Source organism: Streptomyces adelaidensis (assembly GCF_016598475.1).
Classification (GTDB): Bacteria; Actinomycetota; Actinomycetes; order Streptomycetales; family Streptomycetaceae; genus Streptomyces; species Streptomyces adelaidensis.
The window spans coordinates 127,200-152,318 of record NZ_JAEMUX010000002.1 but is presented as its reverse complement, the minus strand read 5'-3'; the positions used below and the strand labels follow the sequence as shown (position 1 = coordinate 152,318).

Below are 25,119 nucleotides of genomic sequence, written 5' to 3'. Positions count from 1 at the left end.
TCGAATGGTTTCGTAACAGCCCGGCGGAACTCGACGGATGCCGAGGCGTCAGCCGGCGAAATCCTCCCGGCGCTCCTCCAGCAGCGGGGACTCAGGAGCCTCCGCCCACTGGGCGAACTCGTCCCACCACATCACCACGGGCGCGTCGGCGCCGGGCTCGTCGGCTGGGCCGATCACCTGCATGTTGTAGCCGAGGAGGTAGACGAGCGTGGCCAGCAGGACGACACGGAAGGGCAGGCCCGCGCACTTGGCGAGGCCCCGGCCGCCTTGCCGGTGTCCGTCAGCCAGTCGGTGAGGTTCTCCACCCAGTGGCCGTACACCCGTAGCACCACCGGCTGGGCCTTGCCCGCGTCGAGAAGCGCGCGTGTGATCGCGTACTCGGGAGTGAAGAGGCAGGTCCCGAGCAGCCAGGAGAACCGGCGGGCCAGCCACTCGGGGAGGGGCTTCGGCGCGGGGAGCGCATGGCGCGCCACGGCGTAGGACACCGCGACGGACGCGGCCACCTGCACCGGGACGCGGACGGGGTAGACCAGCCAGGAGACGCTGTCCAGTTCGAACTCCAGGGTCGTCGCGCGCCTGCGCGTGTCGACGATCCAGTACTCCTCCTTGGGCCGCTTGAAGAAGTTCATGCCGGACGTCGGCCGCTGCCCCTTCGGCAGGGGCGTCAGCCCCGTGGCCAGGTTCACCACGGCCACCTCACCGGCACCCGGCACGGCCTCCGGCGCGATGTCACGGGGCCTCGTGACCGGATACGGCCCGCGCACCGGGCTGTCCGCGTTCATCCCCAACGTGCACTCCTCAGATGACATCAGATGACATACAGCACTCTGCTCAACGCCAGGTCGGCGGTGTGCGAGGGGCGTTCGCGGTCGTCCGCCAGGAGTTCCAGGTGGTACCCGAGGCGCCGCACGGCCGTCTCGCCCTCGGCCAGGAAGTCGATGAGATCCAGCAGGGACTCGCGGAACTCACCCCGGTCGTCCGCCCACCGGACCCAGCTCTTCAGCACCCGCAGAGCCTCCTTCCGCGTACCGCCCGAGTCGAGCGCGGCCCGCCACAGGTCCACGACATCGACGTACGAGCGGGGAGCCCTCGCCCCGGCCGTAACTGAGGCGGCGGCAGCGGAGGAGGTGCCGCCCGGGACGGGCAGGGACCGGTCGAACAGCCACAGGACGGAGGGCCAGGCATCGGCGTCCGGCCGTTCCTCGATGCCCCGCAGCCCGCACAGCCGGAGGAAGACACCGAGCAGGTTGCTCCGCTCCGCGCCCTTCGCCTCCGGGAACCAGGCCCCCAGCGCGTCCAGCACCATGGAACGCAGCCCACCCGCGAACGCCATCAGCAGGGCGACCTCCGTGGTCGTCCGTACACCCGTGTCCTCCGTCCGCAGCAGCCTCCGCAGTCCGCGCAGCCCGACCACGGGATAGAGCGGGATCACGCCTACGCCCCAGGCCAGCCCGGCGGTCATCCTGCGGTACCGGTCGCCGGTGGCCGCCCAGGACCGCACCAGCCCCATCGCGTGCGGTGCCACCACCGGGTCACGGACCGCCACGGACAACGCCAGGGAGGCGGCCCAGCGGTCGCGGGAGTCGGCCGAGCGGGCCGAGACCGAGCACGGTGGGGTACGGGAGCCCCCCGAAGAAGGCGATGGCGATGGCCAGTTCACGCGGTACGCCGTCCGTGCCGAGCAGGGTGCGGGCCTCCTCCAGGGCCCGCACCCCCACCTGGTCCAGGCTCTCCCGCACGGGCCTGCCGCGCGCCAGCCCCTGCGCCAGACAGCGGGCGGCGTGCGCGACCTCCGCGGGGGACGGTCCGGTCGCCAGCCAGTCGGTCGCCTCCGGAAGCCCGGCCAGGGCCGCGGCACGGGACGCCTCCCCCGACCGCGCCCGGAACCGCAGATGGCCCAGCAGCGTCTCGCGCCGGTCCGCCGGCTCCCGCTGCTCCACCACCCACTCGTCCAGTTCCCGGGTCACGCGCAGCGAGCTGTCCACGACCACGACGAGACGGGCGTTCCGCTCGACGAGGGTCCGGGTGAGCCGGGACAGGTGGAACGCCGAGGGGGTGTACGCGGCGCCCGCCCCGAGGACGTAGACGCAGTCACGGGCGATGTCGTCGGCGCGGAGCGTGTGCGGGTCCGTGCCGGGCGCCAGGAGCCGGCACTCCCCCGCCGCCGGGACGACGGACGCGGCGAGCGCCCTGGCGTGGAAGTCCTTGCCCGTGCCGATGGGACCGTGGAGCACGAGCAGCCGGCGCTCGCGCAGGACCTTGCCCGCCTGTTCGCTCCCCGGTGGCGGCACCAGCAGCGCGTCGAGCTCGACGACCTCCTTCTCGGAGAGCCGGTGCCAGGTCGGCCGGGTCTCCGCCGAGCCGTCCAGGTGTACGACGAACTGGTCGCGGCCCACCAGCGTCTCGGCCCGCACCCGCTCCTCGAAGGTGACGGACTCCCCCGGCCCGGTGAACCTGCGCAGGTCCTCCCGCAGCACCGACCTCAGCCGCTGGAAGTCGTCCGCTCCGAAGCCGGTGTCCTCGTGGTCCACTCCGTCCTCGGCGGACCCGGCCGACGAGGAGCGCCGTAACTCCTCCTCGGGCTCCCGGCCGCTCCGGTCGAAGCGGCCACCCGAGCCACCCGAGCCCCTCGTGCCACCCGCACTACCCGCGCCACCCATGTCCGACGGGTCCTCGCCGGTCGCCCGGTTCATCCGACGCGCCATTCGTCGCGGCCCACGATGTTCCGCGCGCGTACGTCACCGTTGAAGACGACCGAGTCACGCGTGACCTGGCCGTCGTCGTCTCCCGAACCCCGCGCCGCCGGCGGAGCGGCGAAGCCCTGGGCGCCCTGTCCTGGTTCCGGCAATCCGGCGGCCTGGTCCGGTGCCGCGGGTGTCACCCAGACGGGGCACTCCCCGTTCCGGTGCGTGAGGGTGAGCGGCGTGAAGCTCTCCGCGTCGACCTGGCCGTGCCCGTGCTGGGCCGCCCCGCGCCAGATCGGCTCCGAGACCGCGAGCACCCAAGGGGCGGCACTCCGGGCGAGCGCGGCTTTCAGGTCGTCGGAGTCCAGCATGCGGTGCAGCAGGTTCACCTCGCCGCCGTCCGCGTCGCCGCCGTCCGCGGTCGGCATCATGTAGCCCCCGTGCACCACGAGCCGCAGCTCCAGCCGCAGGGCGTGCGCCACCCGCTTGTTGTACGCGCGCAGCTTCGGCGGCAGGTGCGTGCTGACGGCTTCGATCACGGGGACCGGCGACACACCCGCGACGAAGTCGTAGCGGTCTCCGTCACCACGGTTGCGCAGGTCGAAGCCGGCCGACGTGATGCCGTACGCCGCCAGGGCCCCGCCGATCAGCCCGAGGCGGGCGGCACGAAGCTCGGGCAGCAGGCTGTCGCACCGCTCGCGCGCGCTGGAGTCACGGATGTCGGTGCCCAGCATCACGCGGTACACCGGGTACTGCTCGTTCATGCGGCGAATCTAGCCAGGCTCACCCGACTTTTCCTAATAGATCATCAGTTCATCTCCAAGCGATCACAATCAGCAAGAAACCGGTCCCACCGCAACAACAAAGGGGCCCGTACGACCGAAGTCGTACGGGCCCCTTCAGGAGCTCAGCGATGCTGGAGCTACCAGGTCACATCAAAGTCACTTCGTGATCTTGATGACCTGGCCGGCGCCCACGGTCCGGCCACCCTCACGGATGGCGAACTTCAGGCCCTCTTCCATGGCGATGGGCTGAATGAGCTCAACCTTCATCTCCGTGTTGTCGCCAGGCATGACCATCTCCGTGCCCTCGGGGAGGGTCACAACACCGGTCACGTCAGTCGTACGGAAGTAGAACTGAGGACGGTAGTTGTTGAAGAACGGCGTGTGGCGGCCACCCTCGTCCTTGGACAGGATGTAGGCCTGGGCCTCGAACTCGGTGTGCGGCGTGACCGAACCGGGCTTGATGATGACCTGGCCGCGCTCGACGTCCTCGCGCTTGATGCCACGGAGGAGCAGACCGACGTTCTCACCGGCCTGGCCCTCGTCGAGCAGCTTGCGGAACATCTCGATGCCGGTGACCGTGGTGGTGGTCTTGTCCTGCTTGATGCCCACGATGTCGACGGTCTCGTTGACCTTGAGGACACCACGCTCGATACGACCGGTGACGACGGTGCCACGACCGGTGATCGTGAAGACGTCCTCGATCGGCATCAGGAACGGCTTGTCGACGTCACGCTCGGGCTGCGGGATGCTCTCGTCGACGGCCTTCATCAGGTCGAGGACGGACTGGCCCCACTCCTTGTCGCCCTCAAGGGCCTTGAGCGCCGAGACCTTGACGACCGGCAGGTCGTCGCCCGGGAACTCGTACTCGGAGAGCAGCTCACGAACCTCGAGCTCGACGAGCTCCAGGATCTCCTCGTCGTCCACCATGTCGGCCTTGTTCAGGGCGACGACGATGTACGGAACGCCGACCTGGCGGGCCAGGAGCACGTGCTCCTTGGTCTGCGGCATCGGGCCGTCCGTGGCGGCGACAACGAGGATGGCGCCGTCCATCTGCGCCGCACCCGTGATCATGTTCTTGATGTAGTCCGCGTGACCGGGGCAGTCGACGTGGGCGTAGTGACGGGTCTCCGTCTGGTACTCGACATGCGCGATCGAGATGGTGATACCGCGCTGGCGCTCTTCGGGAGCCTTGTCGATCTGGTCGAACGCCGAGGCCTCGTTCAGGTCCGGGAACGCGTCGTGCAGCACCTTGGTAATGGCGGCCGTGAGGGTCGTCTTACCGTGGTCGATGTGACCGATGGTGCCGATGTTGACGTGCGGCTTAGTCCGCTCGAACTTCGCCTTCGCCACTGGGGTCCTCCTGTGGAGTGGTTCTGGAACGCCTTGCTTCATCGGCGCCAGGTGATCTTTGCTGGAAAGCCCGGGCCCTGAGACAAACACCCTTGCTTGCGGGTGTTTGCCCTCGGAGGCTCCGGAGTCAAGCCTAAAGCGTGCAAGCGGAGTGCGTTACTCGCCCTTGGCCTTCGCGATGATCTCCTCGGCGACGTTCCGCGGAACCTCGGCGTAGGAGTCGAACTGCATCGAGTAGCTTGCGCGACCCGACGTCTTGCTGCGGAGATCTCCGACGTAGCCGAACATCTCCGAGAGGGGCACGAGGCCCTTCACGACACGGGCACCGGCCCGCTCGTCCATGGCCTGGATCTGACCACGGCGGGAGTTGATGTCGCCGATGACGTCACCCATGTAGTCCTCGGGCGTGGTGACCTCGACGGCCATCATCGGCTCAAGGAGCACGGGGGACGCCTTGCGCGCGGCCTCCTTGAACGCCTGCGAACCGGCGATCTTGAACGCCAGCTCGGAGGAGTCGACCTCGTGGTAGGCACCGTCGAGAAGCGTGATGCGGACGCCCGTCATCTCGTACCCGGCGAGGATGCCGAACTGCATGGCCTCCTGCGCACCGGCGTCGACCGAAGGGATGTACTCCTTCGGGATACGACCACCGGTCACCTTGTTCACGAACTCGTACGACGCGTCGCCGCCCTCGATGGGCTCGATCGCGATCTGCACCTTCGCGAACTGACCGGTACCACCGGTCTGCTTCTTGTGGGTGTAGTCCACGCGCTCGACGGCCTTGCGGATCGTCTCACGGTACGCGACCTGCGGCTTACCGACGTTGGCCTCGACCTTGAACTCACGGCGCATACGGTCGACCAGCACCTCGAGGTGCAGCTCGCCCATACCACCGATGATGGTCTGGCCCGTCTCCTCGTCCGAGTGAACCTGGAAGGAGGGGTCCTCCTCCGCGAGACGCTGGATGGCGACACCCAGCTTCTCCTGGTCACCCTTGGACTTGGGCTCGATGGCGACCTGGATGACCGGCGCCGGGAAGTCCATGGACTCCAGGATCACCGGCTGCTTGTCGTCGCACAGCGTCTCACCGGTGGTGGTCTGCTTCAGGCCCATCACGGCGACGATGTCGCCGGCGCCCACCGACTCGATCTCCTCACGCTTGTTCGCGTGCATGCGGTAGATCTTGCCGATGCGCTCCTTCTTGCCCTTGACGGAGTTCAGCACGGCGGTGCCGGACTCCAGGCGACCGGAGTAGATCCGGACGAACGTGAGCTTGCCGAGGTGCGGGTCGCTCATGATCTTGAAGGCGAGCGCGGACAGCGGTTCCTCGTCCGACGGCTTGCGCTTGACGACGACCTCGGGGTCCTTGACGTCGTGGCCCTCGATGGCCTCGACGTCCAGGGGGGTCGGCAGGTAGCGCACGACCGCGTCGAGCAGGGGCTGAACGCCCTTGTTCTTGAACGCGGTGCCACAGAACACCGGGGTGACGGTGATTCCGTCGGACTTGCCGGACGCGATGGTGATGCGACGGATCGCGGCGTACAGCTGCTCCTCGGTGGGCTCCTGGCCCTCCAGGAACAGCTCCATGATCTCGTCGTCGTTCTCGGCGACGGTCTCGACCAGCCTGCCGCGGTACTCCTCGGCAGCCTCGGCGTGCGTGGCGGGGATGTCGACGACGTCGTACATCTCGCCCTTCGCCGCCTCGGCGGACCACACGAGCGCCTTCATGCGGACCAGGTCCACAACGCCCTTGAAGTCCATCTCGGCACCGATCGGCAGCTGCATGATGATCGGAACGGCGCCGAGCCGGTCCTTGATCATGTCGACGCAGCGGTGGAACTCCGCGCCGGTCCGGTCGAGCTTGTTCACGAAGCAGATGCGCGGCACGCCGTAACGGTCGGCCTGACGCCACACCGTCTCGGACTGCGGCTCGACACCGGCCACACCGTCGAACACGGTGACGGCACCGTCGAGGACGCGGAGCGAACGCTCCACCTCGACCGTGAAGTCCACGTGGCCCGGGGTGTCGATGATGTTGATCGTGTAGTCGTCGTCCTCGAGCGGCCAGTGACAGGTGGTGGCAGCAGAGGTGATCGTGATGCCACGCTCCTGCTCCTGCTCCATCCAGTCCATGGTGGCAGCGCCGTCGTGGACCTCACCGATCTTGTAGCTGACGCCGGTGTAGAAGAGGATCCGCTCGGTGGTGGTCGTCTTGCCCGCGTCGATGTGGGCCATGATCCCGATGTTGCGGACCTTGGCCAGGTCAAGTGAAGTGGTAGCCATAAGGCTTCGGTCTTCTCTCGGTCTCGATGGGGTCTGCGACTACCAGCGGTAGTGCGCGAAGGCCTTGTTGGACTCGGCCATCTTGTGGGTGTCCTCGCGCTTCTTCACAGCGGCACCGAGGCCGTTGGAGGCGTCGAGAAGCTCGTTGAGCAGACGCTCGGTCATGGTCTTCTCGCGACGGGCGCGGGAGTAACCGACCAGCCAGCGCAGCGCGAGCGTGTTGGCGCGACCGGGCTTGACCTCGATCGGAACCTGGTACGTCGCACCACCGACACGGCGGGACTTGACCTCGAGGGTCGGCTTGATGTTCTCCAGCGCGCGCTTCAGCGTGATGACCGGGTCATTGCTGGTCTTCTCGCGCAGGCCCTCCATGGCGCCGTACACGATGCGCTCGGCGGTGGAGCGCTTGCCGTTCAGCAGCACCTTGTTGATGAGCGACGTGACAAGAGGAGAACCGTAGACCGGGTCGATGATGACCGGGCGCTTCGGGGCGGGGCCCTTACGAGGCATTCTTACTTCTCCTTCTTGGCGCCGTAGCGGCTGCGGGCCTGCTTGCGGTTCTTGACACCCTGGGTGTCAAGCGAACCGCGGATGATCTTGTAGCGAACACCGGGCAGGTCCTTCACACGGCCGCCGCGCACGAGCACGATGGAGTGCTCCTGCAGGTTGTGTCCCTCACCCGGAATGTAGGCAGTGACCTCGATCCCGCTGGTCAGACGCACACGCGCGACCTTACGCAGGGCCGAGTTCGGCTTCTTCGGGGTGGTCGTGAACACACGCGTGCAGACGCCGCGACGCTGGGGCGAACCCTCGAGTGCGGGCGTCTTGTTCTTCTCGACCTTGTCCTGCCGGCCCTTCCGGACCAGCTGCTGGATCGTAGGCACTACTTCTCCGGTTTCTGTGTGCCGAATGGTGAAGCTAACCTGAAACATCTCCGACCCACGCGGTCGGGTGTGTCGAATGCTGCGGACTTCCGCCGCCAGACGGAAAGGACACAGATCACGGTGGCCGCTGCGGCTTCCCCTGTGCGGTTGAAGGCACGCACGGAAGCCAGGGCACACCCCAGGCACAAGGTCTGAGCGTACCTACCTCATTGGCTATGGTCAAAACAAATGGGCGTGCGGGGGTTTGAGGCCCGGCATTGTACGCCAGCCGCACGCCCCCGGCGTACGGCTAACTGCCCGACGCGACGCTCGCGATCATGATGATGGCGAGGAAGAAGGCCCACCCGGCCACGGAGAGCCATCCGAGGATGATCCCGGCCAGCGCGAATCCCTCACCGCCCTCACCGGTGCGGCGCATCTCGGCTTTGGCGGTGTGCCCCAAAATAACGGCGGGAATGCCCGTGAGCCCCATCGTCATGGTCGTGAGCACGCCACACACCATGGCCCCCACAGCCTTGCCGTTGGTGGCCGGAGGCAGCGGCGGAGCGGGCATGAAGGTCCGCGGCACCGCGGCGCCCATCGCCGGCTGCATCCCTGAGGGCCCCTGTGGCAGGTCGGCGACCAACACGGCCAGCTCCCCCACCGTGCGCGCCGTGAAGGCCCTCTCGACGCGCTTCTCGTACTCGTCCTGCTGGAGGCGGCCCTCACTGAAGCCGGCCCGCAGAACATCCACGGCACGCTCACGATCGGCATGGGCGGCGAGCAGCGAAGGACTATTGCCCTGCGCCTGCCACGGCACCGGCTGCCACGACGGGTTCGACACGAGAACACTCCCCCGGACTGGTTGTGCCTCCATGATGCTGCAACGCACGGCCCACGGCATCGGTTCCCGGGGGTGCTTGTGTCCCGGTTCTGCCACCGGGCCGATGGCCGAGGCCGGCCGTCGGCCGGAGGCCGATAAGCGACCGTCCCTGCATGGCCACCTCAAGTACCTTGACTGATTGCGGAGTCGGCGGCATCCGCACAGGTGAACAGGGGGGCGGCGGATGGCTGAGGGACGCACACGTGCGTGGGACGACGACGGTTTCGACGACCGCGTGCCCTTCCTCGCCCGCCTGGAGAAGGAGGACCGGGTGGCTCTGCTGGCGACCGGTCGCCCCATGAGCTACCGGGCACGCACCGTGATCATGCATCAGGACGAGCCGTCCACCCATGTCCTCCTACTCCTGCACGGCTGGACCAAGGTCACGGCGATCGCGGCCAACGGCTACGAGGCGCTACTCGCCCTGCGCGGCCCCGGCGACATCATCGGAGAGGGTGCCGCCCTGAGCGGGCGCCACCGCTCGGCCACGGTGACGGCCCTGGACCCGGTCGAGGCGGTCGTCATCGCCCAGGCCCGTTTCACCACGTTCCTCGCGGGCAGCCCCGCGACGTCGCTGCAGCTGCTCGGCCTGGCGACCGACCGCCAGCGCTCGACGGACCGCCGGCGGCTGGAGTGGGCCGCCCTCACCGTGCGTGAACGGCTCGCCGTCCTGCTGCTCGAACTCGTCCGTACCCACGGAAGCCGTACCGACGAGGGCATCGAACTCACGATCGGGCTCAGCCAGCAGGAGTTCGCGGGCTCCGTCGGTTCCTCCCGCGAGGCGGTCGCCCGCCTCCTCAAGGAACTGCGCGCCCGGCAGGTCGTCGCCACCAGACGCCGACGCATCGTGGTCCTCCGCCCCGACGTCCTGCGCCGCATCATCGGCGAGGGTTCTTCCTGACCCGGGTCGGATCCGCTCGGCCGTGGTTCTGTGCACACGGTCACAGTTCGTCCATGTCATCCGTCCTCCGCTTCGCGCCGTCCGCCCGCCATCGTGCTTCGTGCCAGCCACGCACCGACTCGCGAGAGGCAGACAGGGACAGACATGGCCGACCCCGTATACCGCACGCTCCTGCTCTTCGACATCGAGCAGTTCGGCACCCGTGACGACGTGGAACAGGCGTATCTGCGCCGGGTCCTGTACGACGTCGTCGACGCCACGCTCGAAGCCGCCGGCGTCGACGAGACCGCCAGCCTGCGCGCCGACCGCGGTGACTCCGTCATGGGGCTCATCGACACCCAGATCTCCGTACCGGCGCTGGTGAAGACCCTGCTGACCGACACCCCCGCCGTCCTCCACAACAAGAACCGCCTGCTCGCGAGCAGTGCGCGGATGCGGCTGCGCATCGTCCTTTCCTCCGGCTACGTCGCCGTCGACGAGCTCGACGGCTGGGTCGGCTCGGACCTCAACCACGCCGTACGCCTCCTGAACGCCGACCCCCTGCGCGACGCCCTCAAACAGCGCGACTCCGACAGCGTCCTGTGCGTCTCCGACGACATCTACCGGGGAGTCGTGCGCCACGGCCCGCTGGGCGTGCGCCCGGACGACTTCCACCGCGTCACCGTGCACACGAAGGAGGGGCCCACCGTGGCCTGGCTGCACGGCGAGCCGGGCACGGAGACGGCCACCCCCCGGCCCGCCGAGGACACGCCGACGGCCACGGACCCCGCCGACGGCACGGCCCCGGCCCACCACACCCACATCGGCGGCGACCAGTACGGCGTCACCGGCGGCACCGTCCACGGGGGGCTCCACTTCGGGGCGCCCGACCGGGGAGAGCGGCGATGAGCGAGGACGCCGCAGGCGCGCCGAAGGCCGGCGAGGCGCCGAAGGACGAGGAGAAGAATCAGGAGGACCAGGCTCCGGAGCAACGGCAGAAGGCGTGGCAGGCCCGGCAGGACCTGGTCAAGCACACGGCCCGCGCGCTCGCGTCCACGCTGATCGACGGCGACCAGTTCGGCCAGACCGGTGGCACCCACTACGGCGACACGATCTTCCACTTCGGGGGCCGCGCCGAGCCCCTCCGCCGGGCTTCCGGTCCGATCCCGCGGCCGGACGTCGTGGCGTTGAAGGCCGTGTTCCGGGAGGGCCCCCGCTTCGGCGAGGCGCTCGCCCGGCTGCGCGACGAGCGGATCGTGATCCTGACCGGTGGGCACGCCACCGGCCGCCGCTCGGCCGCGCTGATGCTGCTGTCCGAGCTCGGCGTCGATCAGCTGCGCGACCTCGACTCGCACACCACGCCCACCGCCCTGCGCGACGAGTTGGACCACCCCGACGGCTACGTCCTCTGCGACTGGGACACCGGTCGCCACCGTCCGCTGCGGGCACCGTTCCTGTCGGGCCTGCGCGAGCAGCTGGAGCGGGTACGCGGCCGTCTCGTCATCACGGTCGAGTCGTCGGCGGTACCGGCCGACGTCCCCTCCGTGCGGTGGGAGGCCCCGTCGACCGAGGACATGCTGGCCTCCCACGTCGTCCGGGCCCTGGACGAGGAGACCTGGACGAAGCTGAGCGGACTGCCGTACGTCACGGAGTTCCTCGTACGGCAGCAGCCTCCGGAGGAAACGAAGAAAACTGGTGCACCGGCGACCACCACAGCCGCCGGTGGACCGCCATCCGCGCCTACGGCCTCCTGGGCACCGCCCACCACGAGATCACCCTGCGCGCCCTGCTCGACGCCATCCGCAGGCCCGTCGAGGACGAACACGCGAACGAGGAGAAGCGGGAGAAGGACCGGAAGGAGGAGGACAAGCAGCTTGCGGATGCCCTGGAACTGCTCCTCCTCACGGCGAAGAGCCCGGTCCTCCGCGCCCTGGCCGAGCGCCTCGAACCCGGAGGTCCGGCCCACGACCGGGCGGTACGCACCCACGCCCTGCGCGCGTTCGTCCAGGCGTGCGACCAGTACGAGGAGGACGGCGACCGCCCGATCGTCCTCGACTGGTACGCCGGCGCCGTGGCGGTCGACGAGGTCGAGGACGTCCGGTGCCTGACCGCCTTCTGGAACGCGGCACTCAACGACCACGAACTCACCTTCCAGGCCCTGCGGGTCCTGCGCGGCTGGGTGCTCAACGTCGCCCGCGCCCCGGACTCCGAGGCCGCCCTCGCCACCCTGCTCCCCACGCTGGCGGCCGCACCGGCCAACCACCAGCGCATCACCCACCTCCTGCGCACCGTCCGCGACTACGACGAGAGCGTCCCGGCGGCGGCCGTACGGCTGCGCGCGACCGTCCACCCCGCCTGACGATCACCTGGAGCAGTCCATGGAAACCGACGACCCACGCCTCCAGCCCGACGAACCCGACCGGCCCGATCGGTCGGAGGAGGAAATACCACTCCCTCCGCAGCCCGCCCCGTTCCGCGACCCCGTCGTCAGGGTGTGGCAGCTGCCGCGGCTCCGCCTGGGCGGCCGCCGGTTCCTCGGACGGATCGACCACGCCCTGGTCTTCGTGACCCGCAAGGGCGTGTACGAGACCTTCCCACCGCCGACCCGGCCCACCGGTGTCCGCCGCTACGTCGCCCTGTACGAGGTCAGGACCGACCCGCACGCCTTCCAGCTGCGGGAACACCTGCCCAGCCGGATCGACACCATCGAGTTCGAGGTCGCCGCCGACATCGGCTGGCGGGTCACGGACCCGGCCAGGTTCGTCAGCAGTCAGGAGCGGGACGTGCCCGGTCTCCTCGCGCAGGAAATCGTCCCGCTGATGCGCGCCGTCGGCCGCGACCACACCATCGCCGAGCCCTCCCGGGCCGAAAAGGCCGTCCAGCGCGCGCTGGACGAGGCCGCACCGATCGGCGCCGACCACGGTCTACGGGCCACCGTCACCGTCCGCCTGCGCGGCGACGCCGTGGAACGCACCCACCGGGAGCGACTGCGGATCGCCCGCTACGAGGCGGAGGCGTCCGCCCCCGAGCACGCCGTCTCGATCCAGCGGCAGCAGCACGAGGCCCGCATCCGGGCGGAGAGGATCAAGTTCTACGAGGACTGCCTGGCCAGGGACGACACCACCGCGCTGGCGCTGCATCTGGCGGAACACCCCGAGGACACCCGGCTCGTCCTCCAGCATCTGGGCGAGGCCCGCAAGCACCTCCTCGACACGCAGCGCCATCTGATCGACCGCGTGCTCGACAAGGAAGGACTGGAGAACTACCAGCTGGACGAGCCGCGCAAGCTCACCGCGGAGTGGATGACGAACGTCCTGAAGTCCGGCACCCCGCCCGAGGACGAGCCCCCGCAGGGGTCCGCATGAGCGCCGTACCCGCACCGGCGCTCACCCCGGAGATGCAGGCGGGCCTCCAGCTGCTCGGCGACCTCCGCGCCGAGATCGCCCGCGCCGACACCAAGGCCTCCGTCCTGGTCGGGGCTCTCGGCATCACGACGGGCCTGCTCGGCGGGCTCCGCTGGAGGCCCACCGCGCTCTCTCACACCGCCACGCTCCTGTGGTGGGTCGGCGCCGCGTCCCTGGTCACAGCGGTGTTCGCCCTGCTGCTGGCCGTGCTGCCCCGCTACCGCCGAAGCAGCTGGGAGCCCGGTCGGCCCCTCACCTACTTCGGTGATGTACGACGCGCCGTCCGGGCCGACCAGCTCGCCGCAGCCGTGGCGGAGACCGGGCGCGACCCGGCTCTCGGTCTCGTTCCGGCGCTGGCCGAGACCAGCCGCATCGTGGCCCGCAAACACTTCTGGATCCGCACCGGCCTGGCCGCCTTCGGCTGCGCCACGCTCCTGCTGCCCGGATCCCTGCTCATGACCTGAACACCCTCACCTACCTCCGCACCCGCCTCCTCGCCCGTGCCCTCACCTGCGACAAGGAGCCGCCATGTCCATCCCGTACGAATCCGAGAACCACCACGAGCCACCCGATCTCTCGCCCCGCGGGGGCCGCGTCCACATATCGGCACGCCATCGCGGCGCGGACGCCACCACGCTCGGGAGCCTGGCACTCCAACTGCCGCACGTGCTGATGAGCCTGGCCGTCGTCTTCCTGGTGGTGTACGCCGTCGACGCCCTGTTCGGTCCGCCTTGGTGGATCCCGCTCGGCGGCTGGGCCGTGAGCGGTGCGCTCGTCTTCAACCACCGCTGCGAATGCCTGCTCGCCCGTTGGCTGTTCGGGCTGCGATACCCGACCCCGGAAGAGGGCCGCAAGCTGAAGACGGTCTGGCGCGAGGTGACCGTCCGGGCCGGTGTGGACGGTGACAGCTATCAGCTGTGGGTCGAGGACAGCGCCGGCATCAACGCCATGGCGGCCGCGGGCCACATCGTCGGCGTCACCAGCCACTCGCTCAGGACTCTGACACCCGCGCGACTCGCCGGCGTCCTCGCGCACGAGCTGGGCCACCACGCGGGAGGGCATGCCTGGGCCTCACTGCTCACGCTCTGGTACTCGCTGCCGGGACGGATCGCCTGGCAGCTCCTGCGGTGGCTGGCCGCACGCGTCGACCGGCTCTCGGTGGGCGCCGCCGCCCTGCTGATCGGTGTCCTGGGCGCCGCCGTGTTCGCCCTGGCGACGGCCACGTACGGTCTGATCTTCCTGCCACTGGCCACGCCCTATCTCCTGGCCGCCCTATCCCGCCGCTCCGAGCTCCGCGCCGACGAACACGCGGCGGGCCTCGGCTTCGCCGAGCAGCTGAGCACCGTACTGCGCGACGATCTCGACCGTACGGAGCCCGTACGCACCGGCGTCGCCGCCAAGGGTGGCCGTGTCCGCTTCACGAAGGAAGGAGTGATCGCACGCCTCCTCGCCTCGCACCCCGATGTCCACACCCGGCTCCACCACCTCCAGGCCCATCTGGAGGAACCCCGCTGAGCACGCCGAAGGGCGGTCACCCCGTACGAAACGGAGTGACCGCCCTTCGGTTCAACTCGGTTCAAGTCGGTTCAACTCAACCGACTCGACCGACTCGCCTACTGGTTGTAAGGCCCGTAGTCGTAGTCCTCCAGCGGGACGGCCTGGCCGGAGCCCGTGCCGAACGGGGAGTAGTCGATGTCGTCGTAGCCGACGGCCGAGTACATCGCGGCCTTGGCTTCCTCGGTGGGCTCGACCCGGATGTTGCGGTAGCGGGACAGGCCCGTACCGGCCGGGATGAGCTTACCGATGATGACGTTCTCCTTGAGGCCGATCAGGGAGTCGGACTTGGCGTTGATCGCCGCGTCCGTCAGAACCCTGGTCGTCTCCTGGAAGGACGCCGCCGACAGCCAGGACTCCGTGGCCAGCGAGGCCTTGGTGATACCCATGAGCTGCGGACGACCGGAGGCCGGGTGACCGCCCTCCTGGACCACACGACGGTTCTCGGTCTCGAACTTCGAGCGCTCGACCAGCTCACCGGGCAGCAGCTCGGCGTCGCCGGACTCGATGATCGTCACACGGCGGAGCATCTGCCGGATGATGATCTCGATGTGCTTGTCGTGGATCGACACACCCTGCGAGTTGTAGACCCTCTGGACCTCGCCGACCAGGTGGACCTGGACGGCACGCTGACCCAGGATGCGCAGCACGTCGTGCGGGTTGGTGGCACCCACGGTGAGCTTCTGGCCCACCTCGACGTGCTCGCCCTCGCTGACCAGGAGTCGGGCGCGCTTCGAGATCGGGAACGCCGTCTCGTCGCTGCCGTCGTCCGGCGTGATGACGAGCTTCTTGGTCTTCTCGGTCTCCTCGATGCGGACGCGACCGGCCGCCTCGGAGATCGGGGCGACACCCTTCGGCGTACGGGCCTCGAAGAGCTCGACGACACGCGGCAGACCCTGGGTGATGTCGTCACCGGCCACACCACCGGTGTGGAAGGTACGCATCGTCAGCTGGGTACCGGGCTCACCGATGGACTGGGCGGCGATGATGCCGACCGCCTCACCGATGTCGACCAGCTTGCCGGTGGCCAGGGAACGGCCGTAGCACATGGCGCACGTGCCGACCTTGGACTCACAGGTCAGGATCGAGCGGGTCTTGACCTCCTCGACACCGTGACGCAGGAGCTGGTCGATGAGCACATCGCCCAGGTCCACGTTGGCCGGCGCGATCACCTTGCCGTCGATGACGACGTCCTCGGCGAGCATACGGGCGTAGACGCTGGTCTCGACGTCCTCGGCCTTGCGCAGGACACCGGTCTCGTCCTTCGCGGCGATCCGCAGCTTCAGACCGCGCTCGGTGCCGCAGTCCTCCTCGCGGATGATGACGTCCTGCGAGACGTCCACCAGACGACGGGTGAGGTAACCCGAGTCGGCGGTACGCAGGGCGGTGTCCGCCAGACCCTTACGTGCACCGTGGGTGGAGATGAAGTACTCGAGGACGGACAGGCCCTCACGGAACGAGGCCTTGATCGGACGCGGGATGGTCTCGTTCTTCGCGTTCGACACCAGACCACGCATACCGGCGATCTGCCTCATCTGCATCATGTTTCCTCGGGCACCCGAGTCAACCATCATGAAGATGGGGTTCGTCTTGGGGAAGTTCGCGTTCATCGCCTCGGCGACCTCGTTGGTCGCCTTGGTCCAGATCGCGATGAGCTCCTGCGTGCGCTCTTCCTTGGTGATCAGACCGCGCTCGTACTGCTTCTGGACCTTCTCGTCCTGCGCCTCGTAGCCCGCGACGATGGCCTTCTTCGCCTCGGGGACGACGACGTCGGAGATGGCCACGGTGACACCGGAACGCGTGCCCCAGTAGAAGCCGGCCGCCTTCAGGTTGTCGAGCGTCGCCGCCACGATGACCTTGGGGTAGCGCTCCGCGAGGTCGTTGACGATCTCGCCGAGCTGCTTCTTGCCCACCGAGTAGTCGACGAACGGGTAGTCCTCGGGCAGCAGCTCGTTGAAGAGCGCGCGGCCCAGGGTCGTCCGCAGACGGAAGGTGTCACCCTGCTGCCACTCCGGCTCGCCCTCTTCGCGAGCCGGCGGGGTCCAGCCGCGCGGCGGGATGGTGCCCACCGGGAAGCGGATGTCGATCGCCGACTGGAGCGCGAGCTCGCCGCCGTCGAACGCCATGATCGCCTCGGCCGTGGAGGCGAAGGAACGCCCCTCGCCCTTGGTGTCACGCAGCTCGCCGTCGGTGGTGAGGAAGAACAGACCGAGGACCATGTCCTGGGTCGGCATCGTCACCGGACGGCCGTCGGCGGGCTTGAGGATGTTGTTCGAGGACAGCATGAGGATGCGGGCCTCGGCCTGCGCCTCCGCGGAGAGCGGCAGGTGCACGGCCATCTGGTCACCGTCGAAGTCCGCGTTGAACGCGGTGCAGACGAGCGGGTGGATCTGGATGGCCTTGCCCTCGACCAGCTGCGGCTCGAAGGCCTGGATGCCGAGGCGGTGCAGGGTGGGCGCACGGTTCAGCAGCACCGGGTGCTCGGCGATGACCTCTTCGAGGACGTCGTACACGACCGTGCGGCCGCGCTCCACCATGCGCTTGGCGCTCTTGATGTTCTGTGCGTGGTTCAGGTCCACCAGGCGCTTCATCACGAACGGCTTGAAGAGCTCCAGCGCCATCGCCTTCGGCAGACCGCACTGGTGCAGCTTCAGCTGCGGACCGACGACGATCACGGAACGCGCGGAGTAGTCCACACGCTTGCCGAGCAGGTTCTGACGGAAACGGCCCTGCTTGCCCTTCAGCATGTCGCTGAGGGACTTCAGCGGGCGGTTACCGGGACCGGTGACCGGACGGCCACGACGACCGTTGTCGAACAGCGCGTCGACGGCCTCCTGGAGCATGCGCTTCTCGTTGTTCACGATGATCTCGGGCGCGCCGAGGTCGAGAAGCCGCTTCAGACGGTTGTTCCGGTTGATCACACGGCGGTACAGGTCGTTCAGGTCGGAGGTCGCGAAGCGGCCACCGTCCAGCTGCACCATCGGGCGGAGGTCCGGCGGGATGACCGGGACGCAGTCGAGGACCATGCCCTTGGGACTGTTGGAGGTCTGCAGGAAGGCAGACACGACCTTCAGCCGCTTCAGCGCACGGGTCTTCTTCTGGCCCTTGCCGGTACGGATGATCTCGCGGAGGCGCTCGGCCTCCTCGTCCAGGTCGAAGGACTCCAGGCGCTTCTGCAGCGCCGCGGCACCCATCGAACCGTCGAAGTACGTGCCGAAGCGGTCACGCAGCTCGCGGTAGAGGAGCTCGTCGCCCTCCAGGTCCTGGACCTTGAGGTTCTTGAACCGGGTCCACACCTCGTCGAGACGGTCGATCTCACGCTGCGAACGGTCCCGCAGCTGCTTCATCTCACGCTCGGCGCCCTCGCGCACCTTGCGGCGCACATCGGCCTTGGCACCCTCGGCCTCGAGCTCGGCCAGGTCGGTCTCGAGCTTCTTGGCGCGGGCCTCCAGGTCGGCGTCCCGGCGGTTCTCGACCTGCTGGCGCTCCACGGAGACATGCGCCTCCAGGGAGGGCAGGTCACGCGTGCGGCGCTCCTCGTCGACGTACGTGATCATGTACGCCGCGAAGTAGATGACCTTCTCCAGGTCCTTCGGGGCGAGGTCGAGCAGGTAGCCCAGCCGCGACGGAACGCCCTTGAAGTACCAGATGTGGGTGACGGGCGCGGCAAGCTCGATGTGGCCCATCCGCTCACGGCGCACCTTGGCGCGCGTGACCTCGACGCCACAGCGCTCACAGATGATGCCCTTGAAGCGGACACGCTTGTACTTGCCGCAATAGCACTCCCAGTCCCGGGTCGGACCGAAGATCTTCTCGCAGAAGAGTCCGTCCTTCTCGGGCTTGAGCGTGCGGTAGTTGATCGTCTCGGGCTTCTTGACCTCGCCGTGGCTCCACTGACGGATGTCGTCAGCGGTGGCCAGACCGATCCGGAGCTCGTCGAAGAAGTTGACGTCGAGCACTATGCGTCAATCCCTCTCAGGGTTGTAAGTCATGGGGTCTGATACGGGGGTCCTGGGGCCGGCGGGCCTTGATCGCTCAAGGCCCGCCGAACTCCCGTCAGACCTCTTCGACGCTGCTCGGCTCACGCCGGGACAGGTCGATGCCGAGCTCCTCCGCCGCGCGGAAGACGTCCTCGTCGGTGTCACGCATTTCGATGGACATACCGTCACTGGACAGCACCTCCACGTTGAGGCAGAGAGACTGCATCTCCTTGATGAGCACCTTGAAGGACTCGGGGATGCCGGGCTCGGGGATGTTCTCGCCCTTGACGATGGCCTCGTAGACCTTCACGCGGCCGGTGACGTCGTCGGACTTGATGGTCAGCAGCTCCTGGAGGGCGTACGCGGCGCCGTATGCCTCCAGCGCCCACACCTCCATCTCGCCGAATCGCTGGCCACCGAACTGGGCCTTACCACCCAGCGGCTGCTGGGTGATCATCGAGTACGGACCGGTCGAACGGGCGTGGAGCTTGTCGTCGACCAGGTGGTGGAGCTTGAGGATGTACATGTAGCCGACGGAGACGGGCTCCGGGAACGGCTCGCCGGAGCGGCCGTCGAACAGCGGCGCCTTACCGGTCGGGAGCACCATGCGCGAACCGTCGCGGTTCGGGATCGTGTGGTTCAGCAGACCCGCCAGCTCGTCCTCACGCGCACCGTCGAAGACGGGGGTGGCGACGTTGGTGCCGGGCTCGACCTTGTCGGCCTCGATGGCCTGGAGGCGCTGCGCCCAGTCGTCCGCGAGGCCGGAGACGTCCCAGCCGCGGCTGGCGAGCCAGCCGAGGTGGATCTCCAGGACCTGTCCCGGGTTCATTCGGGACGGGACACCCAGCGGGTTGAGGATGATGTCGACCGGGGTGCCGTCCTCCAGGAACGGCATGTCCTCGATCGGCAGGATCTTCGAGATGACGCCCTTGTTGCCGTGCCGGCCGGCGAGCTTGTCACCGTCGGTGATCTTCCGCTTCTGCGCCACGTACACGCGCACCAGCTGGTTGACACCGGGGGGAAGCTCGTCGCCCTCCTCACGGTCGAAGACGCGGACGCCGATGACCTTGCCGATCTCGCCGTGCGGCACCTTCAGCGAGGTGTCACGGACCTCGCGCGCCTTCTCACCGAAGATCGCGCGGAGCAGGCGCTCCTCCGGCGTCAGCTCGGTCTCACCCTTGGGCGTGACCTTGCCGACGAGGATGTCACCGGCGACGACCTCGGCACCGATACGGATGATGCCGCGCTCGTCGAGGTCGGCGAGGACCTCCTCGGAGACGTTCGGGATGTCCCGGGTGATCTCCTCGGGGCCGAGCTTGGTGTCACGGGCGTCGACCTCGTGCTCCTCGATGTGGATCGAGGAGAGGACGTCGTCCTGCACGAGGCGCTGCGACAGGATGATCGCGTCCTCGTAGTTGTGACCCTCCCACGGCATGAACGCGACCAGCAGGTTCTTGCCGAGCGCCATCTCGCCGTTCTGCGTGGCCGGACCGTCGGCGAGCACCTGGCCCGTGATGATGCGGTCGCCCTCGTTGACGATGACCTTCTGGTTGACCGAGGTGCCCTGGTTGGAGCGGGCGAACTTGGCCAGGCGGTACGTGATGTACGTGCCGTCGTCGTTGGCGGTGGTGATGTAGTCCGCGGAGACCTCCTGGACCACACCGTCCTTCTCGGCCTTGACCACGTCGCCGGCGTCGACGGCGGAGCGGTACTCCATGCCGGTGCCGACGAGCGGGGACTCGGACTTGATGAGCGGCACGGCCTGGCGCATCATGTTCGCGCCCATGAGGGCACGGTTGGCGTCGTCGTGCTCCAGGAACGGGATCATGGCGGTCGCGACCGACACCATCTGGCGCGGCGAGACGTCCATGTAGTCGACGTCGTCACCGGGGACGTAGTCGACCTCACCGCCACGGCGGCGGACCAGTACGCGGTTCTCGGTGAAGCGCATGTCGTCGTTGAGCGTGGCGTTGGCCTGCGCGATGACGAAGCGGTCCTCTTCGTCGGCCGTCAGGTAGTCGACCTCGTCGGTGACGACACCGTCGGTGACCCGGCGGTACGGCGTCTCCACGAAACCGAACGCGTTGACGCGGCCGTAGGAGGCGAGCGAGCCGATCAGACCGATGTTCGGGCCTTCAGGGGTCTCGATCGGGCACATGCGGCCGTAGTGCGAGGGGTGCACGTCACGGACCTCGAAGCCGGCCCGCTCACGGGAGAGACCACCCGGGCCGAGCGCCGACAGACGGCGCTTGTGGGTGAGACCCGACAGCGGGTTGTTCTGGTCCATGAACTGCGACAGCTGGCTGGTGCCGAAGAACTCCTTGATGGAGGCGACGACCGGCCTGATGTTGATCAGGGTCTGCGGCGTGATCGCCTCGACGTCCTGAGTCGTCATGCGCTCGCGGACGACTCGCTCCATACGCGCCAGACCCGTACGGACCTGGTTCTGGATGAGCTCGCCGACGCTGCGCAGACGACGGTTGCCGAAGTGGTCGATGTCGTCGGTCTCGACGACGATCGTCGTGCCGTTGTCAGCGGCCGTCTCGGTCTCGCCGGCGTGCAGCTTCACCAGGTACTTGATCGTCGAGATGACGTCCTCGACGGTCAGGACGCCCGCGTTGAGCGGCGCTTCCCCGCCCAGCTTCTTGTTGACCTTGTAGCGGCCGACCTTCGCGAGGTCGTAACGCTTGGGGTTGAAGTACAGGTTCTCAAGAAGCGTCTGCGCGGCCTCACGCGTGGGGGGCTCGCCCGGACGCAGCTTGCGGTAGATGTCGAGCAGCGCGTCGTCCTGGCCCTGGGTGTGGTCCTTCTCCAGGGTGGCGCGCATGGACTCGTACTCGCCGAACTCCTCCAGGATCTGCTCGGTGGTCCACCCGAGAGCCTTGAGCAGGACGGTCACGGACTGCTTGCGCTTGCGGTCGATACGGACACCGACCATGTCGCGCTTGTCGATCTCCATCTCCAGCCAGGCACCCCGGGACGGGATGATCTTGGCGGAGAAGATGTCCTTGTCGGACGTCTTGTCGATCGAGGAGTCGAAGTAGACGCCCGGCGAACGGACCAGCTGCGACACGACGACACGCTCGGTGCCGTTGATGACGAAGGTGCCCTTGCCCGTCATGAGCGGGAAATCGCCCATGAAGACGGTCTGGGACTTGATCTCACCGGTCTCGTTGTTGGTGAACTCGGCCGTCACGAAGAGCGGGGCCGCGTACGTGAAGTCGCGGTCCTTGCACTCGTCGATGCTGTTCTTCGGCGGCTCGAAGCGGTGGTCGCGGAAGGTCAGCGACATCGACCCGGAGAAGTCCTCGATCGGGGAGATCTCCTCGAAGATCTCTTCCAGACCGGACTTGGTGGGGACATCCTGTCCGCTCTCAAGAGCTTCCTCGACCCGACTCTGCCAGGCGGTGTTGCCGAGCAGCCAGTCAAAGCTCTCGGTCTGCAGAGCAAGCAGGTTCGGAACCTCGAGGGGCTCCTTGATCTTTGCAAAGGAGATGCGCAGCGGGGCGGTGCTGGCGGCGTTGTTCGTATTCGCGGTCGAGGCGTTGCGCGAGGCGGCCAAGAGGGGGTCCTTCCGAGGGCTCGGACTCACTACGCGCGTACCGGCCCCTCTCTTGCGCAAAGAGAGCAGGTTGTTCCTAATTTGGCGATATGGCCAAGTCAGGAATGGTCTGATCGTCGATGCTCAAGTGAGGGCATGCCCCTGGTGACGGGCAGGGGACAGCTAACAGGCAGCGCAAAGGGTCAGTGTAGCCACTTGGCACACTGATGTCCAGTGCGGGTTTCTTGAGACCCTCGTTGTTCTCGACACCTACGCAAGCCCACGCCCTCAATGCACGTTGATACTGCCCTCTTCGCCGTCGATCCATGCCTCGGAGTTCGGATCGGTGTGACGACGCGTCCTGAGAATTGCGCGCTGCGTGCAGTTCGTCAAGGCCCCTCATACCCGATCCGGATGCCGCGATCGTCACTCGCGGCCCGCCACCCGAGGTCTCCGGAGGCACGACGAAGATCACCATACTCGCCACCACCGGCAGTACAAGGCAGCCGTCACCCGACGTCCCGGAACGCCGAAGGGCGACCACCCAGTTGGGTGATCGCCCTTCGGTACGTTCGCGTTACAGCTTCGAACGAGTTTTTGATTCTCGTCTCAGAAGCGTCCCGCACGGATCCTCGCGGACCCAGGAGAGCTGGCGGACCAGCGAGGCCTTACTTGACCTCGACGGAGGCGCCGGCGCCCTTGAGGGACTCGGCAGCCTTCTCGGCGGCCTCCTTGGCGACCTTCTCGAGAACGGGCTTCGGGGCGCCGTCCACGAGGTCCTTGGCCTCCTTGAGGCCCAGGGAGGTGAGCTCGCGCACGACCTTGATGACCTGGATCTTCTTCTCGCCGGCGCCGGTGAGGATGACGTCGAACTCGTCCTGCTCCTCGGCAACCTCGGCGGCGGCGGTCGGGCCGACCGGGGCGGCGGCGACGGCCGCGGCGGCGGTGACGTCGAACTTCTCCTCGAACGCCTTCACGAACTCGGAGAGCTCGATGAGGGTGAGCTCCTCGAACTGGGCGAGCAGGTCTTCCTGGCTGAGCTTCGCCATGATGGGCGATCCTTCCACTAATTCGGCTGGTGCCGGGTGTACATGTCTGGCGGGCGTACGTTCGGGCCCGCTACGACCGTTGCTGTAGGCGTGCGCCTCAGGCAGCGGTCATTTCGGGAGCCGAATTACTCGGCACCGCCCTGCTCGGCCTGCTTGGCGCGAAGAGCGTCCACGGTGCGGACGAGCTTCGAGGGAAGCGCCTGGAAGAGCTGAGCAGCCTGAGTCTGCTTACCCTTGAAGGCACCCGCCAGCTTGCTGAGCAGAACCTCGCGGGACTCGAGGTCCGCGAGCTTCTTGATCTCGTCGGCGGACAGCGCCTTGCCGTCAAGGACACCGCCCTTGATGACGAGGTTGGGGTTGTCCTTGGCGAAGTCACGAAGACCCTTCGCCGACTCCACCGGGTCACCGGTGACGAAGGCGACCGCCGTCGGACCGTTGAACAGGTCGTCGAGCGTAGAGATCCCGGCCTCGTTGGCCGCAATCTTGGTCAGCGTGTTCTTCACCACGGCGTACTGGGCGTTCTCACCGAGCGAACGACGCAGCGTCTTGAGCTGCGCCACGGTGAGACCCCGGTACTCGGTCAGCACAGCGGCGTTCGAGCTGCGGAACTGCTCCGCGAGCTCGGCCACCGCGGCAGCCTTGTCGGGCCTTGCCATAGAGCGTCGGCCTCCTTCCGGGTGATGAGGACCGCTCAGAAGGGGCTGGGACAAACGAAACGCCCCGGCGCAGGCGCTCGGGGCGTGGCTCGACCGGACGAATTCCGTACGACGACGGAACCGGACCGGGAGCGACTTCCACAGACACCTACGCGGGTCGTCCGCAGTTCAGCGGATCCTTCGGCCACCGCGTCCTCGTACGAGCACACGGCAACGACCAGCGGTCTTTGGCTTCTTCGGAAGAGTACGGGACCGAATCGCCGTCAAGCAAATCAGCTCCCGCGGGCCGCCACTCAGCTCACCCCGGCCTCGTCCGCCAGCGCGCCGGCGTCCACGGTGTCGTCGGCCGCCGGGGGCTCGACGGTCACCGACGGGTCGACGTCCAGGAAGGTGACGGTCATGTCGAGCGGACCGGTGTCGACCGTACGCCCCTTGCCGTTCAGCGAGCTGGTCTTCCCCCGCATCCGGAACTGCTTGGCCCGGTCGTCCCCGTCGACCCACAGGTCCATGGTGAGCGCGCTGCCGAAGCGCAGGCCGAGGCCCAGAAGCTGGTCGAGGCCGGTGGTCAGGCGTTCCCGGGTCTCCTTGTCCTTGGCGGCGCCCTGTGCGGTCCGCAGTTCCTTCGTCGTGACCGTGCCCCGGTAGTGGGTGGTCCCAGTGCCGTCGACGGTCTCGGTGCCGGTCTTCTTCACGTCGTCGGCGCCGGACAGGATCATGGACTGCAGGAGCGGGCTGCCCTGCATCTGGCGGGGCACGACGCCGTAGGACTGGTTGTCCGCGGTGCCGCTGCCCCACACGGCCGGCCCGGCCTCGATCCAGCGCTTCCCGTCCGTGTCACCGAGGACCGACGTGTCCCCCTGCACGTACATGGCCCCGCCGACGAACCGGATCTCCACGGGCCGGTCCTCGGTGTCGCCGAGCCCGGTCAACTCCATGCTCATGACCGACGGCCGCACGCCCATGGAGGCCTCGGCCCGCACCTTCCCGTGCTCCGGCAGCGTCCCGGTCACCCGGTAGCGCAGCGAGGTGACGTCCGCGGCCTTCTCGGTGGCCCGGGCCACCGCCTCGCCGGGCGTCAAGTTCTCCTCGGCCCCGCAGCCGGTGACGCCGCCGCCGAGCATCGCGGCCGCGACGGCGATGCCGACGGCTCTGTGTCGACGTGGCGAGCCGTGCGTGGCAAACCTCATGTGTCCCCCTGGAAACTCAG

Annotated in this window: 22 protein-coding genes; 7 read left to right on the top strand and 15 right to left on the bottom strand. The window is 68.0% G+C overall.

Annotation, left to right across the window (positions count from 1 at the left end; translation table 11 throughout):
• Window positions 1-48 precede the first annotated feature (48 nt).
• From I8N67_RS43695 to I8N67_RS01595, 10 genes are all read right to left on the bottom strand, one after another.
• Window positions 49-177, bottom strand: coding sequence for a hypothetical protein (locus I8N67_RS43695; protein WP_267912636.1), 129 nt, complete (start codon window positions 175-177; stop codon window positions 49-51).
• Complete coding sequence (locus I8N67_RS01635; RefSeq protein WP_200300724.1) at window positions 174-782, bottom strand: hypothetical protein; 609 nt, start codon at window positions 780-782, stop codon at window positions 174-176. Before I8N67_RS01635 ends, I8N67_RS43695 begins: the two co-directional genes overlap by 4 nt.
• A gap of 26 nt (window positions 783-808) precedes the next feature.
• Complete coding sequence (locus tag I8N67_RS01630) at window positions 809-1,546, bottom strand: hypothetical protein (protein ID WP_200300723.1); 738 nt, start codon at window positions 1,544-1,546, stop codon at window positions 809-811.
• Window positions 1,533-2,693: a P-loop NTPase family protein gene (locus tag I8N67_RS01625; RefSeq protein ID WP_200300722.1), complete on the bottom strand. Its 1,161-nt coding sequence runs from the start codon at window positions 2,691-2,693 to the stop codon at window positions 1,533-1,535. Before I8N67_RS01625 ends, I8N67_RS01630 begins: the two co-directional genes overlap by 14 nt.
• Window positions 2,690-3,448: a hypothetical protein gene (locus I8N67_RS01620; RefSeq protein ID WP_200300721.1), complete on the bottom strand. Its 759-nt coding sequence runs from the start codon at window positions 3,446-3,448 to the stop codon at window positions 2,690-2,692. Before I8N67_RS01620 ends, I8N67_RS01625 begins: the two co-directional genes overlap by 4 nt.
• Before the next feature lie 177 nt (window positions 3,449-3,625).
• Window positions 3,626-4,819, bottom strand: a complete 1,194-nt coding sequence (tuf, locus tag I8N67_RS01615) for an elongation factor Tu (protein ID WP_046706202.1) — start codon at window positions 4,817-4,819, stop codon at window positions 3,626-3,628.
• A 156-nt stretch (window positions 4,820-4,975) separates the two neighbouring features.
• The gene (gene fusA / locus I8N67_RS01610) at window positions 4,976-7,102 is read right to left on the bottom strand and encodes an elongation factor G (protein ID WP_200300720.1); all 2,127 of its coding nucleotides are present in this window, start codon (window positions 7,100-7,102) and stop codon (window positions 4,976-4,978) included.
• 39 nt (window positions 7,103-7,141) lie between these two features.
• The gene (rpsG, locus tag I8N67_RS01605) at window positions 7,142-7,612 is read right to left on the bottom strand and encodes a 30S ribosomal protein S7 (protein ID WP_005481264.1); all 471 of its coding nucleotides are present in this window, start codon (window positions 7,610-7,612) and stop codon (window positions 7,142-7,144) included.
• A gap of 2 nt (window positions 7,613-7,614) precedes the next feature.
• Window positions 7,615-7,986, bottom strand: a complete 372-nt coding sequence (gene rpsL, locus I8N67_RS01600; protein WP_003948652.1) for a 30S ribosomal protein S12 — start codon at window positions 7,984-7,986, stop codon at window positions 7,615-7,617.
• A gap of 289 nt (window positions 7,987-8,275) precedes the next feature.
• Window positions 8,276-8,809 (bottom strand): DUF1707 and DUF4190 domain-containing protein, encoded by a 534-nt coding sequence (locus tag I8N67_RS01595; protein ID WP_307835119.1) that lies wholly within the window; start codon window positions 8,807-8,809, stop codon window positions 8,276-8,278.
• A gap of 223 nt (window positions 8,810-9,032) precedes the next feature.
• Here I8N67_RS01595 and I8N67_RS01590 point away from each other — a divergent pair, with 223 nt between their 5' ends.
• The 7 genes from I8N67_RS01590 (at window position 9,033) to I8N67_RS01565 (ending at window position 14,647) form a co-directional block, all read left to right on the top strand.
• Window positions 9,033-9,749 carry a Crp/Fnr family transcriptional regulator gene (locus I8N67_RS01590; protein ID WP_200300719.1) on the top strand — a complete coding sequence of 239 codons (717 nt, stop codon included), beginning with the start codon at window positions 9,033-9,035 and terminating at the stop codon, window positions 9,747-9,749.
• A gap of 144 nt (window positions 9,750-9,893) precedes the next feature.
• A complete protein-coding gene (locus I8N67_RS01585) occupies window positions 9,894-10,637 on the top strand; it encodes a hypothetical protein (protein ID WP_200300718.1) in 744 nt (247 codons plus the stop codon).
• The gene (locus tag I8N67_RS01580; RefSeq protein WP_234044756.1) at window positions 10,634-11,836 is read left to right on the top strand and encodes a hypothetical protein; all 1,203 of its coding nucleotides are present in this window, start codon (window positions 10,634-10,636) and stop codon (window positions 11,834-11,836) included. Before I8N67_RS01585 ends, I8N67_RS01580 begins: the two co-directional genes overlap by 4 nt.
• The gene (locus I8N67_RS42170; protein WP_234044754.1) at window positions 11,800-12,087 is read left to right on the top strand and encodes a hypothetical protein; all 288 of its coding nucleotides are present in this window, start codon (window positions 11,800-11,802) and stop codon (window positions 12,085-12,087) included. The genes I8N67_RS01580 and I8N67_RS42170 overlap by 37 nt, the downstream gene beginning before the upstream one ends.
• A gap of 19 nt (window positions 12,088-12,106) precedes the next feature.
• Window positions 12,107-13,093 (top strand): SPFH domain-containing protein, encoded by a 987-nt coding sequence (locus I8N67_RS01575; protein WP_200300717.1) that lies wholly within the window; start codon window positions 12,107-12,109, stop codon window positions 13,091-13,093.
• Complete coding sequence (locus tag I8N67_RS01570) at window positions 13,090-13,596, top strand: Pycsar system effector family protein (protein WP_200300716.1); 507 nt, start codon at window positions 13,090-13,092, stop codon at window positions 13,594-13,596. The genes I8N67_RS01575 and I8N67_RS01570 overlap by 4 nt, the downstream gene beginning before the upstream one ends.
• 64 nt (window positions 13,597-13,660) lie before the next feature.
• Window positions 13,661-14,647: a M48 family metalloprotease gene (locus I8N67_RS01565; RefSeq protein ID WP_200300715.1), complete on the top strand. Its 987-nt coding sequence runs from the start codon at window positions 13,661-13,663 to the stop codon at window positions 14,645-14,647.
• Window positions 14,648-14,745: 98 nt separating this feature from the next.
• Here the strand turns inward: I8N67_RS01565 and I8N67_RS01560 are convergent, their stop codons facing one another.
• The 5 genes from I8N67_RS01560 to I8N67_RS01540 form a co-directional block, all read right to left on the bottom strand.
• Window positions 14,746-18,645, bottom strand: a complete 3,900-nt coding sequence (locus I8N67_RS01560) for a DNA-directed RNA polymerase subunit beta' (RefSeq protein ID WP_200300714.1) — start codon at window positions 18,643-18,645, stop codon at window positions 14,746-14,748.
• Between the two features lie 97 nt (window positions 18,646-18,742).
• A complete protein-coding gene (gene rpoB / locus I8N67_RS01555) occupies window positions 18,743-22,228 on the bottom strand; it encodes a DNA-directed RNA polymerase subunit beta (protein ID WP_200300713.1) in 3,486 nt (1,161 codons plus the stop codon).
• Between the two features lie 647 nt (window positions 22,229-22,875).
• On the bottom strand, window positions 22,876-23,256 hold the full coding sequence (rplL, locus tag I8N67_RS01550; RefSeq protein WP_200300712.1) for a 50S ribosomal protein L7/L12: 381 nt from the start codon (window positions 23,254-23,256) through the stop codon (window positions 22,876-22,878).
• Between the two features lie 125 nt (window positions 23,257-23,381).
• Window positions 23,382-23,912 carry a 50S ribosomal protein L10 gene (gene rplJ / locus I8N67_RS01545; RefSeq protein ID WP_200300711.1) on the bottom strand — a complete coding sequence of 177 codons (531 nt, stop codon included), beginning with the start codon at window positions 23,910-23,912 and terminating at the stop codon, window positions 23,382-23,384.
• A 293-nt stretch (window positions 23,913-24,205) separates the two neighbouring features.
• Window positions 24,206-25,099: an SCO4651 family lipoprotein gene (locus I8N67_RS01540; RefSeq protein ID WP_234044753.1), complete on the bottom strand. Its 894-nt coding sequence runs from the start codon at window positions 25,097-25,099 to the stop codon at window positions 24,206-24,208.
• Window positions 25,100-25,119 lie beyond the last annotated feature (20 nt).

Excerpts from the sequence above, each read along its gene's own strand:
- I8N67_RS01635 (WP_200300724.1), bottom strand. The coding sequence starts at position 782 with ATGAACGCGGACAGCCCGGTGCGCGGGCCGTATCCGGTCACGAGGCCC.
- I8N67_RS01540 (WP_234044753.1), bottom strand. The coding sequence starts at position 25,099 with ATGAGGTTTGCCACGCACGGCTCGCCACGTCGACACAGAGCCGTCGGC.
- rpsG (WP_005481264.1), bottom strand. The coding sequence starts at position 7,612 with ATGCCTCGTAAGGGCCCCGCCCCGAAGCGCCCGGTCATCATCGACCCG.
- fusA (WP_200300720.1), bottom strand. The coding sequence starts at position 7,102 with ATGGCTACCACTTCACTTGACCTGGCCAAGGTCCGCAACATCGGGATC.
- I8N67_RS01625 (WP_200300722.1), bottom strand. The coding sequence starts at position 2,693 with ATGAACCGGGCGACCGGCGAGGACCCGTCGGACATGGGTGGCGCGGGT.
- I8N67_RS01585 (WP_200300718.1), top strand. The coding sequence starts at position 9,894 with ATGGCCGACCCCGTATACCGCACGCTCCTGCTCTTCGACATCGAGCAG.
- I8N67_RS01590 (WP_200300719.1), top strand. The coding sequence starts at position 9,033 with ATGGCTGAGGGACGCACACGTGCGTGGGACGACGACGGTTTCGACGAC.
- I8N67_RS01580 (WP_234044756.1), top strand. The coding sequence starts at position 10,634 with ATGAGCGAGGACGCCGCAGGCGCGCCGAAGGCCGGCGAGGCGCCGAAG.
- I8N67_RS01570 (WP_200300716.1), top strand. The coding sequence starts at position 13,090 with ATGAGCGCCGTACCCGCACCGGCGCTCACCCCGGAGATGCAGGCGGGC.
- I8N67_RS01575 (WP_200300717.1), top strand. The coding sequence starts at position 12,107 with ATGGAAACCGACGACCCACGCCTCCAGCCCGACGAACCCGACCGGCCC.
- rplJ (WP_200300711.1), bottom strand. The coding sequence starts at position 23,912 with ATGGCAAGGCCCGACAAGGCTGCCGCGGTGGCCGAGCTCGCGGAGCAG.
- I8N67_RS01565 (WP_200300715.1), top strand. The coding sequence starts at position 13,661 with ATGTCCATCCCGTACGAATCCGAGAACCACCACGAGCCACCCGATCTC.
- I8N67_RS01620 (WP_200300721.1), bottom strand. The coding sequence starts at position 3,448 with ATGAACGAGCAGTACCCGGTGTACCGCGTGATGCTGGGCACCGACATC.
- rplL (WP_200300712.1), bottom strand. The coding sequence starts at position 23,256 with ATGGCGAAGCTCAGCCAGGAAGACCTGCTCGCCCAGTTCGAGGAGCTC.